Origin of the sequence: Pseudomonas sp. F9001, from assembly GCF_013385435.1 — a bacterium.
Taxonomy (GTDB): domain Bacteria; phylum Pseudomonadota; class Gammaproteobacteria; order Pseudomonadales; family Pseudomonadaceae; genus Aquipseudomonas.
Window position 1 is genome coordinate 14,877 of sequence record NZ_JACAPX010000026.1, and the last position, 14,001, is coordinate 28,877.

15 protein-coding genes and 1 riboswitch are annotated in these 14,001 nt (G+C 62.5%); of the genes, 5 read left to right on the forward strand and 10 right to left on the reverse strand.

Annotation, left to right across the window (positions count from 1 at the left end):
* Positions 1–66 precede the first annotated feature (66 nt).
* On the forward strand, positions 67–942 hold the full coding sequence (locus tag HX818_RS23805) for a LysR family transcriptional regulator (RefSeq protein WP_008431428.1): 876 nt from the start codon (positions 67–69) through the stop codon (positions 940–942).
* A gap of 69 nt (positions 943–1,011) precedes the next feature.
* Here HX818_RS23805 and HX818_RS23810 read toward each other — a convergent pair whose 3' ends face one another.
* A complete protein-coding gene (locus tag HX818_RS23810) occupies positions 1,012–1,830 on the reverse strand; it encodes an alpha/beta fold hydrolase (RefSeq protein WP_177020850.1) in 819 nt (272 codons plus the stop codon).
* Positions 1,831–1,972: 142 nt separating this feature from the next.
* On the opposite strand from HX818_RS23810, the gene HX818_RS23815 reads away from it, so the two are divergent.
* Positions 1,973–3,040, forward strand: coding sequence for an NAD(P)-dependent alcohol dehydrogenase (locus HX818_RS23815; RefSeq protein ID WP_003220118.1), 1,068 nt, complete (start codon positions 1,973–1,975; stop codon positions 3,038–3,040).
* 143 nt (positions 3,041–3,183) lie between these two features.
* On the opposite strand, the gene mntP is transcribed toward HX818_RS23815, so the two are convergent.
* From mntP to HX818_RS23860, 9 genes are all read right to left on the reverse strand, one after another.
* Positions 3,184–3,747, reverse strand: a complete 564-nt coding sequence (mntP, locus tag HX818_RS23820) for a manganese efflux pump MntP (protein ID WP_177020851.1) — start codon at positions 3,745–3,747, stop codon at positions 3,184–3,186.
* 10 nt (positions 3,748–3,757) lie between these two features.
* Positions 3,758–3,924: riboswitch (yybP-ykoY riboswitch) on the reverse strand.
* Positions 3,925–3,965: 41 nt separating this feature from the next.
* Positions 3,966–4,916 carry an oligopeptide/dipeptide ABC transporter ATP-binding protein gene (locus HX818_RS23825; RefSeq protein WP_003220120.1) on the reverse strand — a complete coding sequence of 317 codons (951 nt, stop codon included), beginning with the start codon at positions 4,914–4,916 and terminating at the stop codon, positions 3,966–3,968.
* Entirely contained in the window at positions 4,913–5,908 is a 996-nt protein-coding gene (locus tag HX818_RS23830) for an ABC transporter ATP-binding protein (RefSeq protein WP_032898749.1), read from the reverse strand. Before HX818_RS23830 ends, HX818_RS23825 begins: the two co-directional genes overlap by 4 nt.
* Complete coding sequence (ddpC, locus tag HX818_RS23835; protein ID WP_371315742.1) at positions 5,905–6,786, reverse strand: D,D-dipeptide ABC transporter permease; 882 nt, start codon at positions 6,784–6,786, stop codon at positions 5,905–5,907. Before ddpC ends, HX818_RS23830 begins: the two co-directional genes overlap by 4 nt.
* Positions 6,787–6,805: 19 nt before the next feature.
* Positions 6,806–7,822: an ABC transporter permease gene (locus tag HX818_RS23840; protein ID WP_008431420.1), complete on the reverse strand. Its 1,017-nt coding sequence runs from the start codon at positions 7,820–7,822 to the stop codon at positions 6,806–6,808.
* A 167-nt stretch (positions 7,823–7,989) separates the two neighbouring features.
* Entirely contained in the window at positions 7,990–9,540 is a 1,551-nt protein-coding gene (locus HX818_RS23845) for an ABC transporter substrate-binding protein (RefSeq protein WP_177020853.1), read from the reverse strand.
* A gap of 118 nt (positions 9,541–9,658) precedes the next feature.
* Positions 9,659–10,201, reverse strand: coding sequence for a D-alanyl-D-alanine dipeptidase (ddpX, locus tag HX818_RS23850; RefSeq protein WP_177020854.1), 543 nt, complete (start codon positions 10,199–10,201; stop codon positions 9,659–9,661).
* A 21-nt stretch (positions 10,202–10,222) separates the two neighbouring features.
* Complete coding sequence (locus tag HX818_RS23855; protein WP_032898755.1) at positions 10,223–11,077, reverse strand: MurR/RpiR family transcriptional regulator; 855 nt, start codon at positions 11,075–11,077, stop codon at positions 10,223–10,225.
* Positions 11,078–11,213: 136 nt separating this feature from the next.
* Complete coding sequence (locus tag HX818_RS23860) at positions 11,214–11,525, reverse strand: hypothetical protein (protein WP_087694900.1); 312 nt, start codon at positions 11,523–11,525, stop codon at positions 11,214–11,216.
* 163 nt (positions 11,526–11,688) lie between these two features.
* Between HX818_RS23860 and HX818_RS23865 the strand changes: the two genes are divergently transcribed.
* The 3 genes from HX818_RS23865 to HX818_RS23875 are packed head-to-tail and all read left to right on the forward strand — an operon-like array spanning position 11,689 to position 13,870.
* Entirely contained in the window at positions 11,689–12,363 is a 675-nt protein-coding gene (locus HX818_RS23865; RefSeq protein WP_087694899.1) for a secretin and TonB N-terminal domain-containing protein, read from the forward strand.
* Positions 12,360–12,905 (forward strand): RNA polymerase sigma factor, encoded by a 546-nt coding sequence (locus HX818_RS23870; protein WP_102605758.1) that lies wholly within the window; start codon positions 12,360–12,362, stop codon positions 12,903–12,905. The genes HX818_RS23865 and HX818_RS23870 overlap by 4 nt, the downstream gene beginning before the upstream one ends.
* 38 nt (positions 12,906–12,943) lie before the next feature.
* Positions 12,944–13,870 (forward strand): DUF4880 domain-containing protein, encoded by a 927-nt coding sequence (locus HX818_RS23875; protein ID WP_102605757.1) that lies wholly within the window; start codon positions 12,944–12,946, stop codon positions 13,868–13,870.
* Positions 13,871–14,001 lie beyond the last annotated feature (131 nt).

A 14,001-nucleotide genomic window follows, 5' to 3' on the forward strand; every position in this document is an offset into this window, starting at 1 on the left:
TAAGCGATGCAATAATGCTGCGATTACACGTCACACTGATGCAAAAATGCATCTAAGGGGAAAGCCATGAATTGGGACGATGCGCGGGTGTTCCTCGCGGTGTGCCGCGAGTCCACACTGCGCGGGGCCGCGCGGGTGCTGGGGGTGGATCAGGCCACCGTGGGGCGACGGGTCAATGCCCTGGAAAAGTCCCTGAACGCAACGTTGTTCCTGCGCACCTCCGAGGGCTATGCGCTGACCGCCGTGGGTGAGGCCGCGTTGCAATCGGTGGAGAACATGGAGCGCTCGGCCCTTGACCTGGAGCGTCAGGTCCTGGGCCTGGACGACCGCCTGACCGGCACCGTACGGGTGACCACCACAGATTCCCTGGCCATCGACTTCCTGATTCCGGCCATTGCCCGGCTGCACGATGCGCACCCTGACGTGCGCGTGCAGATGGACGCTTCGACCCAGTTGCTTAACCTGGCCAAACGCGAAGCCGATATCGCGGTGCGCAATACCCGCCCGGACAACCCCGACCTGATCGCCCGGCGCATCGCCCGCTGGCCGGTGGGGCTGTTTGCCTCGCAAGCGTATATCGATCGGCACGGCGCACCCGAGCCGGGCAGCCTGTTCGAAGGACACGACCTGGTGGTGTACCAGCCGCACCTGCAAAGCCAGAAGGACCTGACCCTGGTCAGCGAGCCGCTGGGACGCGGACGTATTGTTGCGGCCTTGAGTTCAAGCCTGTTGGTACGCCGCTCCATCGCCGCAGGGATCGGTATCGGTGAGGTTCCGATAGTTTCCGGCGAACGCGACGGCCTGGTGCGGCTGTGGCCGGACCGTACGCGGCCGTTGCCCTACGATGTGTGGCTGGTGACCCATGCCGACCTGCGGCATACCGCCCGGGTGCGGGTGGTGATCGACGAGATCGTAGCGGGGTTTGCCGGCACCGGGGAATAGTACGACTGCCTGAAAAGGCCGGGTGTCAGCCCGGCCAGAAATAAGCCGTCGCAGGAGAACGCAATCGGCTCAGCGTTGCAGGAAGGCCAGCAGATCTTCGTTCAAGGCTTGCTGGTGGGTCACCGCAAAACCATGGGGGGCATCCTTGTACACCTTCAACTGCGCGCCTTTGATCATCTGCGCGGCGACCTTGCCGGTAGTTTCGAACGGCACGATCTGGTCGCCATCACCGTGGATAACCAGGGTCGGCACGTCGATCCTGGCCATGTCCGGGCGGAAATCGGTTTCCGAGAACGCGGTGACGCAATCCACCGTCGCCTTGAGCGAGGCGAGCAGGGCGATGTTCAGTGTTTGAGTCAATACACCGCTGGAGACCTGTTGGCCCTTGTTGATGCCATAGAACTGCGTATTGAAGTCTGCCAGGAACTGCGCGCGATCCTTCAGCAGTGCGGCCTTGAACCCGTCAAACGCTGCCATCTCGACACCTTGCGGGTAATCCGGCTTTTGCCCGAACAGCGGCGTCACCGCCCCCAGCAACACCAGCCCGGCCACGCGCGCGCTGCCATGGCGGGCGATATAGCGGCTGACATCGCCGCCGCCCATGGAGAAGCCCACCAGGGTCACGTCCTGCAGATCCAGATGGTTGATCAACTGGGCGATATCGTCGGCAAAGGTGTCGTAGTCGTTACCGGTCCAGGGCTGGTCCGAGCGGCCAAAACCACGGCGGTCGAACGCGATGGTGCGGTAGCCGCGGCTGCTCAGGTACTCCATCTGGTATTCCCACATATCGGCATCCAGCGGCCAGCCGTGGCTGAACAGCACCGGTTTGCCGGTGCCCCAGTCCTTGTAGTAGAGCTCGGTACCGTCTTGTGTGCGTAGGGTGCTCATGGCAAAACTCCTTGGGTGAGAGGGCAGCCAATACTATAGGCGCAGAATCTGACGAGGGACTTGTATGCCTGTGCTCGGTTGAACGGTTCAGCGTCTATGCTGGTCAACTGCTTTCTACCGTCTGAACAAACAGGTGAACGAAATGGCCAAGACTTACAGCTACGCCGCTCGTGACTCCAAGGATTCCCTCAAACCCTTCACGTTCGAACGTCGCGCCCCCGGGGCCGATGATGTGCAGATCGACATCCTCTATTGCGGCGTCTGCCACTCGGACCTGCACACCGTACGCAACGAATGGAAAAACACCCTGTACCCGTCGGTACCGGGCCATGAAATCGTTGGCCGAGTGACCGCCGTGGGCGCCAATGTCAGCAAGTTCAAGGTGGGCGATTTGGCCGGTGTCGGCTGCATGGTCGACAGCTGCCAGCACTGCGAATCCTGCGCCGAGGGCGAGGAGCAGTATTGCGAAAACGGCTTCACCGGCACCTACAACGGCCCGGCTTTTGGCGGCGAAAACACCTTCGGCGGCTACTCGGACAATATCGTGGTCAAGGAGAAGTTCGTCCTGCGCATCTCCCACGACGAGAGCAACCTGGCGGCGGTCGCGCCGCTGCTGTGTGCAGGCATCACCACCTACTCACCGCTGCACCACTGGAACGTCGGGCCGGGCAAGCGCGTCGGCGTTGTCGGCCTCGGTGGCCTGGGCCATATGGCGGTGAAAATCGCTCATGCCATGGGCGCCTACGTGGTGCTGTTCACCACCTCGCCGAACAAGCGCGAAGACGGCCTGCGCCTGGGGGCCGATGAAGTGGTGGTGTCGAAGAACGCGGACGAAATGGCCAAGGTTGCCAACTCCCTGGACTTCATCCTCAACACCGTGGCCGCGTCCCACAATCTCGACGCCTTCCTCAACCTGCTCAAGCGCGACGGCACCATGACCCTGGTGGGCGCCCCGGATAGCCCGCACCCGTCACCGACCGTGTTCAACCTGATCTTCAAGCGTCGCAGCCTGGCCGGGTCGTTGATCGGTGGCATCCAGGAAACCCAGGACATGCTGGATTTCTGCGCCAGGCACGGGATTGTCTCGGACATCGAGATGATCGACATCCAGGGCATCAATGACGCCTACGAGCGCATGCTCAAGGGGGATGTGAAGTATCGGTTCGTGATCGACATCGAGAGCCTGAAGAAAGAAAAACACGCGGCCTGATTGATCGCCGCAGATCCCTGTAGGAGCGGGCTTGTGTGGGAGCGGGCTTGCTCGCGAAGGCGGTGTGTCAGTCGCTCAATAGGCTGGCTGAACCACCGCTTTCGCGAGCAAGCCCGCTCCCACATTTTGATCTTCGCCGGTTTCTAGGCCGACAGGTGCTCATACAAAATCGTCGCACCCACCAGCATCAACACCACGCCGCCAACCATCTCGGCGCGCTTGCCGACCACAGTCCCCAACACCCGGCCAAGCATCATGCCGATGGTTACCATGGTCATCGTCGCCAAGCCGATCGCCGCAGCGGCCACCAGGATATTCACGTCGACAAACGCCAGGCCTACGCCCACCGCCAGGGCATCAATGCTGGTGGCAAACGCGGTCACGGCAAGAATCATGAACGAGTGCTGGCTCGGTTTCTCTTCTTCTGGATCATCGGCCTTCAAACCGTTGTAGATCATGTGCAGACCCAGGGCTACCAGCAAGGTAAAGGCGATCCAGTGGTCCCAGTTTTGCACCCAGCGAGTGGCGGCCTGGCCGATGGCCCAGCCGATAATCGGCGTGATCGCTTCAATCACACCAAAGATCAGCCCGGCCCGTAGGGCTTCGGTCAGGCGTGGTTTGTGCAGGCTGGAACCTTTGCCAATGGCCGCCGCAAAGGCGTCCGTGGACATGGCAAGGGCGAGAAGAATCAGGGAAATGGGGTTCACGGTAAGGCTTCCAGTCGGGCTGTATGAGTCAACGACACAACCACACGCCCGACTTCAGGCATGGATGTGTCGCTGGTCTCACCAACCAAAATGGTGTTCGCACCACGGCATGTTGCCGAGAATGTTGATACGAACGCTTCGAGAATCCGAAGCAGGCTACTCCCCAACGAGGTGGCGGATCATAGCCGCGCAATCATGAAAATTTTGTTAAGGACGCCTCACGGATGTTCCAGGTGACAGCGCACCTGCTGACTCATCCCACCCGTCAACCGCTGCGGCCGCTCACAGCCTTGTGTACGCCTCGGGCAGCGGTCGAGAAAGAAACACCCACCCGGCAACACCCGGTTCCCCGGCAGCTCTGTCGGTGCACTGACATACGCATCGTCCAGCGCCACCCCCAGCTTGGGCACCGCTTCCAGCAACAGCTGGGTATACGGATGCTTCGGCTGCTCCAGCACTTGCTCGGCACACCCCAGTTCCACGATCTGCCCCAGGTACATCACCGCCACCCGGTCGGCCATGTGCCGCACCACCGAAACGTTGTGGGAGATCAGGATGTAGGTCAGCCCCAGCCGCCGTTGCAGCTCGGCCAGCAGGTTGAGGATTTGCGCCTGCACCGAGATATCCAGGGCCGAGGTCGGCTCGTCCAGCACCAGGATGCTCGGGTTGGACGCCAGCGCGCGGGCGATGGCGATCCGTTGGCGCTGGCCACCGGAAAACTGGTGCGGGTAACGGTCCAGGTATTCGGCACGAATGCCTACCTGCGCGGCGACCTTGGCCGCGATGGTGCGCATTTCACTCTTGGGCGTGTCGCCAAGGGCGAACAGCGGCTCGGTGATGATTTTCCAGATGGGCAGGCGCGGGTCGAGGGACGATTGCGGGTCCTGGAATACGATCTGCACATGCCGGTGGCGTTCCCGGGCACTTTCGTAGACCCAGTCCACTTCACCGTCACTGGGCTTGACCAGGCCCATCAGCAATTGGGCGAGGGTGCTTTTACCGCAGCCGGACTCGCCGACAATCCCCAGGGTTTCCCCACGGCGCACCTGCAAGTCGATGCCGTTGAGGGCGTGGGCATAACCGCGCGGGCGGCCCAGCCAGTCGGTTTTTACCGGGAACTTGACCCGTACATCCCGCAAAGCCAGCAGTGAATCTTGAGACACGGTCATTGCACCGACTCTCCGGCAGTCAGCCAGCACGCGCTTTTGCGGGTGCCGGCAGGGTTGATCAGGTCCAGGCGCGGGCGCTCGATGCATTGGCTCATGGCCTGGGGGCAGCGTTCGCGAAAGGTGCAGCCTGAGGGCAGGGCGGCCAGGTTGGGCACCTGGCCGGGGATGGTCAGCAGGTCGTCGCCGGGTTTCACCTGTTCCGGCAAGCCGCTGAGTAACCCTTGGGTGTAGGGGTGGCGCGGGTCGCTCATCACCTGGGCGGTGGGGCCTTCTTCCACCACGGCGCCGGTGTACATCACATACACCCGGTCGCAGAACTGCGAGACCACAGCCATGTCGTGGGTGATCAGCAGGATCGCGGTGCCGCGTTCCCGGGCTTTTTCCCGCAGCAGCAACAGCACCTGGCGTTGCACGGTGACGTCGAGGGCAGTGGTGGGTTCATCGGCGATCAGCAACTGAGGGTCGCAGGAAAATGCCAGGGCGATCATCACCCGCTGGCGCATGCCGCCGGAGAGTTCGAAGGGGTAGCTGTCGAGCACTTGCTCGGGGTCGGCGATGTGCATGTCCCGCAGCAGGGCGATGGCCTTGGCACGGGCGGCGGCCTTGCTCAGGCGCTGGTGGTGGATGATCACATCGAGCATCTGCCGGCCAATGCGCCGGGTCGGGTTCAGCGCGGTCATCGGCTCCTGGAAGATCATCGCCGCGTCACGCCCGCGAATCTGCAGCAGCTCCTTCTCGCTGGCACCGAGCATGTCGCGGCCGAGCATCTGCAAGCTGCCGGCGGTGATCCGGTAACTGCGCTCCGGCAGCAGGCGCAGACTGAGCATCGCTGTCACGGACTTGCCGGAGCCGGATTCACCCACTACGCCGACGACTTCGCCGGGGTTGACGTGCAACGACACGCCGTTGAGTGCCTGGACGTTGTTGCGGTAAGCCGGGAATTCCAGGCTCAGGTTGTCGATGGCAAGCACTGCCGGACTGGACATGGTCATTTCCCCTGTTGCCGTGGGTCGAGCAGGTCACGAACACCGTCACCCAGCAGGTTGAAGCCGGTCGCGGTGACCAGGATCGCCAGCCCCGGAAAGGTCGAGTACCACCAGTTGTCGAGAATGAAATTGCGCCCGGTGGCAACCATCGCGCCCCATTCGGCGGTGGGCTGTTGTGCACCCAGGCCGATGAAACCCAGGGCCGAGGCCATCAGGATCGCGCTGCCGATGTCCAGGCTCAGTTGCACCAGCAACGGCGGCATCGCATTGCGGCCCACGTGCCACGACACGATGTGCCAGCGCCCGGCGCCGAAGGTCTGGGATGCCTTGACGTAGCCCATCTGCCGAATGCTCAGGGCCTGGCCCCGGGCCAGGCGCACGTAGAAAGGGATGCGCACCACGGTGATTGCCAGCATCGCGTTGAACAGGCTCGGGCCCAGTGCGGCGGCCAGGGCCATGATCAGCACCAGGGACGGCACCGACAGCATGATGTCCATCAGGCGCATGATCAGGCTGTCGAAACGCCCGCCGATAATCCCCGACAGGCAGCCCAGCAGCCCGCCCACCAGGCAGGACGAAAACGCCACGAACAGGCCCACGCCCACCGACTGGCGGCTGCCGTACAGCACCCGGCTGAACAGGTCGCGGCCGACTTCATCGGTGCCGAACCAATGTTCGGCGGAGGGCTCGGCCAGGCGTTGCGCCAGGTTCAAGGCATTGGGGTCATGGCTCGCCAACCAGGGGGCGAAGGCCATGCAGACCAGCACGATCAAGGTGATGGTCAGGCCGGCGATGGTCAGCGGGCTGCGGCGTATTTGATAGCTCAGGTACTCCATTCGCGCACGCCAGGTGGGGCGCTGTTCCAGGGGCACCGGTACGGGCATGGTCAGGGGAGCGGTCATCTCAATTCACCTCGCCGATGCGCGGGTCGACCACCCGGTAGAGCAGGTCGATCAGCATGTTCAGCAGTACATAAATAAACGACACCAGGATCGCGAAGCCCATCACCGCCGGGAAATCCAGGGACTGGATCGACTTCACCACATAGGCACCCATGCCCGGCCAGGCGAACACGGTTTCGGTCAGCACCGCGCCGTACAGCAGGTCGCCGAGGGTCAGGCCGAGCACGGTGATCGACGGGATCAGCGCGTTGGGCAAGGCGTGGCGCAGGATCACCGCCCAGCGCGACAGGCCGTAGGCGCGGGCGGTACGGATGTAGTCCTCGCCCAACTGGTCGAGCATCGCCGAACGAATCTGCCGGGCGACTACGCCGAGGTTGACGAAACCCAGGGTGACGGCGGGCAGGATCAGGTGTTCCAGGGCATTCAGGAACAGCGGGATATCGCCGGCCAGCAGCGAGTCGATCAGGTAGAACCCGGTGATGGTGCGCGGTGGTTCGAGGCCTTCATCCAGCCGCCCGCTGCCGGGCAGCCAGCCGAGCTGGCCGTAGAACAACACGATCAGGCCCAGGCCGAGCCAGAAGGCCGGCGTGGAAATGCCGGTAACCGCCAGCGTTCGGGCGATCTGGTCGATGGCGCGGTTGTGATACACCGCTGACAGCACCCCCAGCGGTACGCCCACCAGTACCGAGAGGAGCAGGGCGGCCACCGCCAGTTCGAGGGTCGCGGGGAAGAACGCTTTCAGGTCTTCCAACACCGGGCGGCTGGTGCGGATCGAGGTGCCGAGGTCGCCGTGGAGCAGGTCGCTCATGTAGCGGCCGTATTGCTGGTACAGCGGCAGGTCGAGGCCCAGTTGATGGCGGATGTTCTCGACAATGGCGTCGCTGGCCCGGTCGCCGGCAATCAGGCGCGCCGGGTCACCCGGGATCAGGTGGGAGATGCAGAAGGTAATCAGCGAAACGCCGACGACGACCAGGATCAGGCCGAACAGGCGTTTGCGCAACATATTCAGGAAGGCCATGAGGGCTCCTCGGTAACGCGAGACATTTGGATCAGGAATACAGCCTGGAAAACACAGCAGGTCCAGTGTGGGAGCGGGCTTGCTCGCGAATACGGTGGGTCAGTCATACATCGGGTAACTGATACACCGCTTTCGCGAGCAAGCCCGCTCCCACATTTGATCGCGTGTTACTTACTGATCTCAGCCACGTTGAACACCTGCTCCAGCATCGGATGGAACACATAACCCTTCACCGAATCACGCATCGGCAGGGTGTAGTTCTTCTGATAGAGGTAGGCGTACACGCTGTCCTTGAGCACGATCTTCTGGGCTTCCTGATACAGCTCGGTGCGCTTGGCCGTGTCGTTGTTGGCCGCCGCATCACGAATCAGCTTGTCCACCACCGGGTTGCTGTAGAACGAACGATTGCCCGGCAGGCCTTGCAGGGAGGAGTCGAACCAGAAGTTCATGTACATGTAGGGGTCGGAGAAGTCCGGTGCCCACGAGCCGATGGACACGTCGAAGTCACCCTTGCCCAGGCGCTCGCGCATGGTGGCGTTGGCCAGTTTTTCCATCTTCAGGTTGATCCCCAGCGGCGCCAGGCTGGCTTGCAGGGTCAGGCCGATGGATTCCCAGTCCGGGTCCTTGTCGGAGTACATGTAATTCAGGTCGGTGATTTTTTCCGGGAGTTTCTTCAGGTTCGCGCCCGCGCTGTCCAGGTCCTGTTTCATCAAGGGCAGGCTCGGGTCATTGGCCCACATGCCGGCAGGAATCGGCCCGTTCATCAACTTGGCCTGGCCCTTGAGGATGCCGTCGACAATGCCTTTGTAGTCCACCGCATCAACGATCGCCTGGCGCGCATTCTGGTTGTTCAGCGGGGCTTTCTGGTTGTTCAGGTACAGGTAGGTCACCCGCAGCGACGGGAACTCCTTGATCACCACGTCTTTCTTTTTGGCCAGGTTGGTGAGCTGGTCCTGGGGCATGTCTTCGGCGATGTCCAGGTCACCGCGTTCCAGTTGCAGGCGGCGTACCGAGGCTTCGCTGATGATCTTGATCACCACCTTGTTCAGCGCGGGCTTGGTGCCGGCGTAGTAGGTGTTGGGTTCCAGGGTCAGGCTCTGGCCTTTCTGCCAGTTGCTCAGGCGAAAGGCGCCGGAGCCGGCGGTGTGGGTGGAGAGGTAGGCGTTGACGTCGCCCTGTTTCACCACGTCCGGGTTGATGATGCCGGCGCCGTTGTGGGCGAGGGTGTAAAGGAAGGGCGCGTAGGGCTTGGCCAGGGTGAACCGCACGGTGAGCGGGTCGACCACGGTGACTTTCATGTCATCCGGGAACGCGCCCGACGGGCCTTGCTTGAGCTGCATCACGCGGTCGAAGGAGAACTTCACCGCATTGGCGTCGACCTCGGCGCCGTCATCGAACTTGTTGCCGGGCTTGAGTTTGAAGTCCCACACCAGACCGTCGGCCGAGGTGGTCCAGCTGTCGGCCAGGTCGCCCTTGACCTCGGTGCTGCCCTTGCCGTTTTCGACTTTGTAGGCCACCAGCTTCTGGTACGCCGGGTACGTCACCGCCCAATCGTTGTTGTCGATGGTCACGGCCGGGTCGAGGGTTTGCGGGTCGGCGGCCTTGCCGATCATCAAGGTGTCTTTGGGGGCGGCGGCACTTGCCGATTGCCACGCGCCCAGGCTCAGGGCGGCGCACAGCAGGGAGAGTGCGAGGGTCTTGCGGTTGCTTGGGGTCATGCCGGTTTCCTTGATTATTTAGAGGAAAAAGCGGGTTGGTTTATTTTTATGAAATCTATAACCGGGCAGTTGGAGCTAAAGGGTGCTGCTCATTATTGTGATGGTACGGTCCTTGTGATCAGTGTGACTCCTCAATTAATGGGAAAAGTTCGGCATCCGGCAACTCGTAGTGCCACCACTCGGTGGCAATCGCCTTGAAGCCGGCGCCAAGCATGATGCCCAGCAACAGCAGGCGGTTGCGCTGCACCTGCGGCGGCAGGTCGGGGTAGAACTGGTGGGACTTGGGCTCCATGGCATCAAACGCCGTGCCCATGTCCAGGGGTGTGCCGTGTTCATCAATCAGCGTCAGGTCGACGGCCACGCCGCGGGTGTGGTGCGAGCCCAGGCGCGGGTCGCGCACGTAGTCCGGGTTGGGCAGGGCTTGCCACAGCAGTTGCTGGGCGTAGGCCGGCCGATAGGCGTCGTAGATCAGCAACGTCATGCCGGCCTGGCGTGCCAACAGGCTCGCCTTGCGCAGGCAAGCCGCCGCTTCGGCGTGCAGCAGGCAGCGGGCATTGCGGTAGATCACGGTGCCTGCCAGGTTGTCGGCACTGGCGTAGATCAGGTCGACCTGTACCGGGTATTCCGGTGGGGCGATTTCTACCAATGGGCTGGTATTCACTCAAAGATTTCCTTTCCAGGGTCAGGATTCGAACTGGCCGAAGGCCTGTTGCAGGGCGCGGTTTTTTGCCAGGCGTGCATCCAGTCGCTCGCCGTAGCGGTCAGCGACGGCAGACACCATCAGGTTGAACAGGCACGTCAGGGGCGCCATGGAGTCCCAGAACTGGCCGACATCGGTTTTCAGTTGCAGCAGGTCCAGGTCGTAGTCCCGGGCCCAGGGGCATTGCAAGTCGGTGATCAACGCCAAGGGTAGACCCTGGGCGTTCGCGGTCTCGCAGAACGTGGGCGTGATGCTGGAATAGGCGCGGAAGTCCGCTGTAATGGCGTAGGGTTTTTCAAAGCCGGAGTTCAGGGTCTCGGCGTAGATCCCCGACAGGCCATCGACGTAATAGACCTTGGGGCGAATGTATTCCAGGTGACTGTGGAACGCATTGAGGATGCCCCGGGTGGACTGGATGCCGAGGATAAACACCGCGTCGGCGTCCACGATGTGCTGCACGATGTCGGCGAAACCCTGGCTGCGGGCCAGGCCGTACACATGCTGGATGGCTTCGATCTCGCGGTTGAGGGAACGGTCGAGGGCGTCTTCCTGATCGTTCTCCTGGCGAAACGCGCCCAGGCGGTCGGTGATCAGCCAGGAGGCTTGCGGGTCGCCGCGCAGGCCTTGCTTGACGTCATCGAGGTTGCGATAACCCAGGGTTCGCAAGAAACGCCCCACTGAAATCCCGGTGGTGCCGGCTTGCTGGGCGATGCTGTCGGCGGTTTCGAACGGCAGCTGTTGCAGGTTGCCCAGCAGGTAGGTCGCGATGCGCTTGCCGGTGGGCGTCAGCGTCGGGAACTGCTGTTCCAGCGTGCGCTGGAAGCTGTTTTTATCCATGACGTTTTCTCGCAGGCCGGTCATTGATGTTACTCATGTTTCATGATTTTGATGTCTGTTAGAAACATAACATCGGCAATCGCGATAACACAATGGCTTTTTTTGCACTGGGCGGGCAGGGGGGGACAAGCGGCGATCAAGGCCGCTGGGGTTTCACCGAAGTACCGAACGTATTGCCCATGCGCACACTGGTCGCTGCGGGTGTAGAGAGCCCGATCTGGTTCGGCTTGCGTTTGTCGATGGGCACCTGTTGCGCTTGCTGGTTCTTTTGCGTGGCCTTGGCGGCGTCCGGGTGGTTGCCCATCTGCTGGCTCAGGCAGCCATAGTCCGGTGCCTTGTAGCCATCCACGTTGACCTCGGTGCAGCCATTCGGCGTTCCTTCGGCGTGGGCCATCAGTGGCAGGGCAGCACACAGCAACAGGCTGGCGAGGGTCGGGAACAGGTTCATTGGTGCCTCCTGGCGAGCCCTGGGAAATGGGCCGGTATGGCTCGAAAGTGTAGTGCAGCGGGCTGCCCGTCACCGTGATGTTTTTTTTTGCTGGCACCGTAACATCAGGTTCATAAACTGGCCTCAGGATGACGGTTTTGTAGGCTATGTCGGACGTGTTGCGATGCTGAGCAGGGGGGCTTGGAGGCGCGCGGGCTGCTGCCTGGCTCTGCTGTTGGGGCTGGCGCAGACCGTGCGCGCCGAAGTGACCCTGGACCTGCCCGCGCAGAACCTGGATAGCGCCCTGCAGGCGTTCAGCCATGCCACCGGCATGGCGGTGCTGGTGGACCGCGAGTTGACCCGGGGCCGGCGCTCCATCGGCGTGCATGGCCGCTACAGTGCGCAGCAAGCCCTGGGCCTGCTGCTGACAGGGAGTGGCCTGATGGCGCGTTATGCCCGCAGCGATGCGTTCACCCTGCAAGTCCCCGAGGTCAGCCAGCCGGCCACGACGCGGGGGCTGAAGGCAGGGCATGCAGCACGGATCAACAACAGCTATGCCGCGGCCTTGCAGCAGGCGATCGAACGCAGTTTGTGCCGTTCGCCGCTGACCCGCCCCGGCAGTTTCCGGGCGCTGGTGCAGGTGTGGGTCAACGGTGACGGGGTGATCGAACACAGCCGCCTGGTCAGCTCCACCGGTGACCTGCAGCGTGACGAAGCGCTGGTACGCGGCCTGGGCGCCACCCGGGTCGAACGCCCGGCGCCCAGTTCGCTGCGCTTGCCGGTGACCTTACTTTTGATGCCCGATTCAACAGGAACACGCATGGAATGCACAGCAGGGGAAGGAGTTTCCGGGGCATGAAAGACACCGGCCACAGCATGATGGTCAGCCTGTTCCTGGCGTCCTACGAGGACTTCAAGGTACGCCTGCGCAAGCGCCTCGGGTCCGAGGACCTGGCCAACGACGTGCTGCACGAGACCTACCTGCGGGTCGACCGCATGGACGTACCGCCGAACCTGGCGCAACCCAATGCCTACCTGTATCGAATGGCGCTGAACATCGCCGCTGACCGACGCCAGGCGGATGCGCGACTGTTGACCGGCAGCGAAGTCGAAGAGCTGCTGCAAACCGTCGATGAAGCCCAGGACCCGTCGCGGGTGGTGGGTGGCCAGCGGGAAATCCAGTCGTTGCTCAAGGCCCTCTACGAACTGCCGGCGCGGCGGCGCCAGATCCTTATCGCGGCACGTCTGGAAGAGGCGCCACACCTGGAGATCTCCAGGCGTTTCGGGATTTCCACGCGCATGGTCGAAAAGGAAATCAAGGCGGGGCTGGGCCACTGTGCGCAGCGCCTTGAAAGAAAAGTGATCCAGCGGTTCGGTCCCGGGGCCGGAAAACCGTCTTAGTGATTGAGTCCCTGATAATCCGTTGAGTACCTGCGCGCTTGAACATTTTTAACCTCTCCGCTGCCCGTGCTGCGCCCAATAGCCCCCTGCACGATGAAGCGCGTGACTGGCTGGTGCTGCTGACGTCGGGCCGGGCCACCGTTGCTGATGCCAAGGCGTTGCGCCAGTGGTGCGCCCAGAGCCCGGAGCATGCCCGGGCGTTCGAGCAGGCCAAGGTGTTGTGGCAGCAATTGGCTCCCGCCGCCGAGCAGTTTTCCCGGCCGCGGCATTTTGGGCGGCGGGCGTTTTTGGGCGGGGCGATTGCGGCGTCGGCGGCGGTGTTGATGGTGCGGGTGACGGTGCCGGGTGGGTTTGCCGGGTTGACGGCGGATTACCGCACCGAGGTCGGGGAGCAGCGGCGGGTGGAGTTGGGTGATGGGGTTCGGCTGGAGCTCAATACGCAGACGCGGATCAGCCGGCGTGAGGGTGGGATTGAGTTGTTGGAGGGGGAGGTCGAGGTGCTGGCCGATGCTGCGATGCCGCTTCAGGTTCAGGCGGGTGGAGGGTGGTTGAGTGCGGCTCGGGCGCGGTTCAATGTGCGCAATACGGATCACAGTGTGTGTGTGACGTGTATTGATGGGGCGCTGTTGGTGGGTGTTGGGGGGCGTACGGTTCGGCTTGAGGGTGGGCGGCAGCTGACTTATGACGCCAGCGGTGTGGGTGAGCCGGTGGCGGTGGACGTGCAGGCTGTGGTGGCTTGGCGGGAGCAGGTGCTGGTGTTTGATAATGCGACGCTGGCGACGGTGGTGGATGAGATCAATCGCTATCGGCCGGGGATGTTGCTGCTGATGAATGCGCAGTTGGGCAAGCGGCGGGTGCAGGCGCGGTTTAGTCTGCATCAGTTGGCGGGGGTGGCGCTTTTGATTCGCGATGCGTATGGGGCCAAGTGTACGGAGTTGCCTGGCGGTGTTGTTTTGTTGAGTTAGATCGGTGTGCATATCCGTTATTTAGGTAACGGCTGCTTCAAAATCAAAAGCACAGCGGCCTCCCGGCCGGCTTGAGTGTTAAAAGCAAAGGCAAAGACCAGAGCGAAAACAGATCTGCTTTTCTGTGGGAG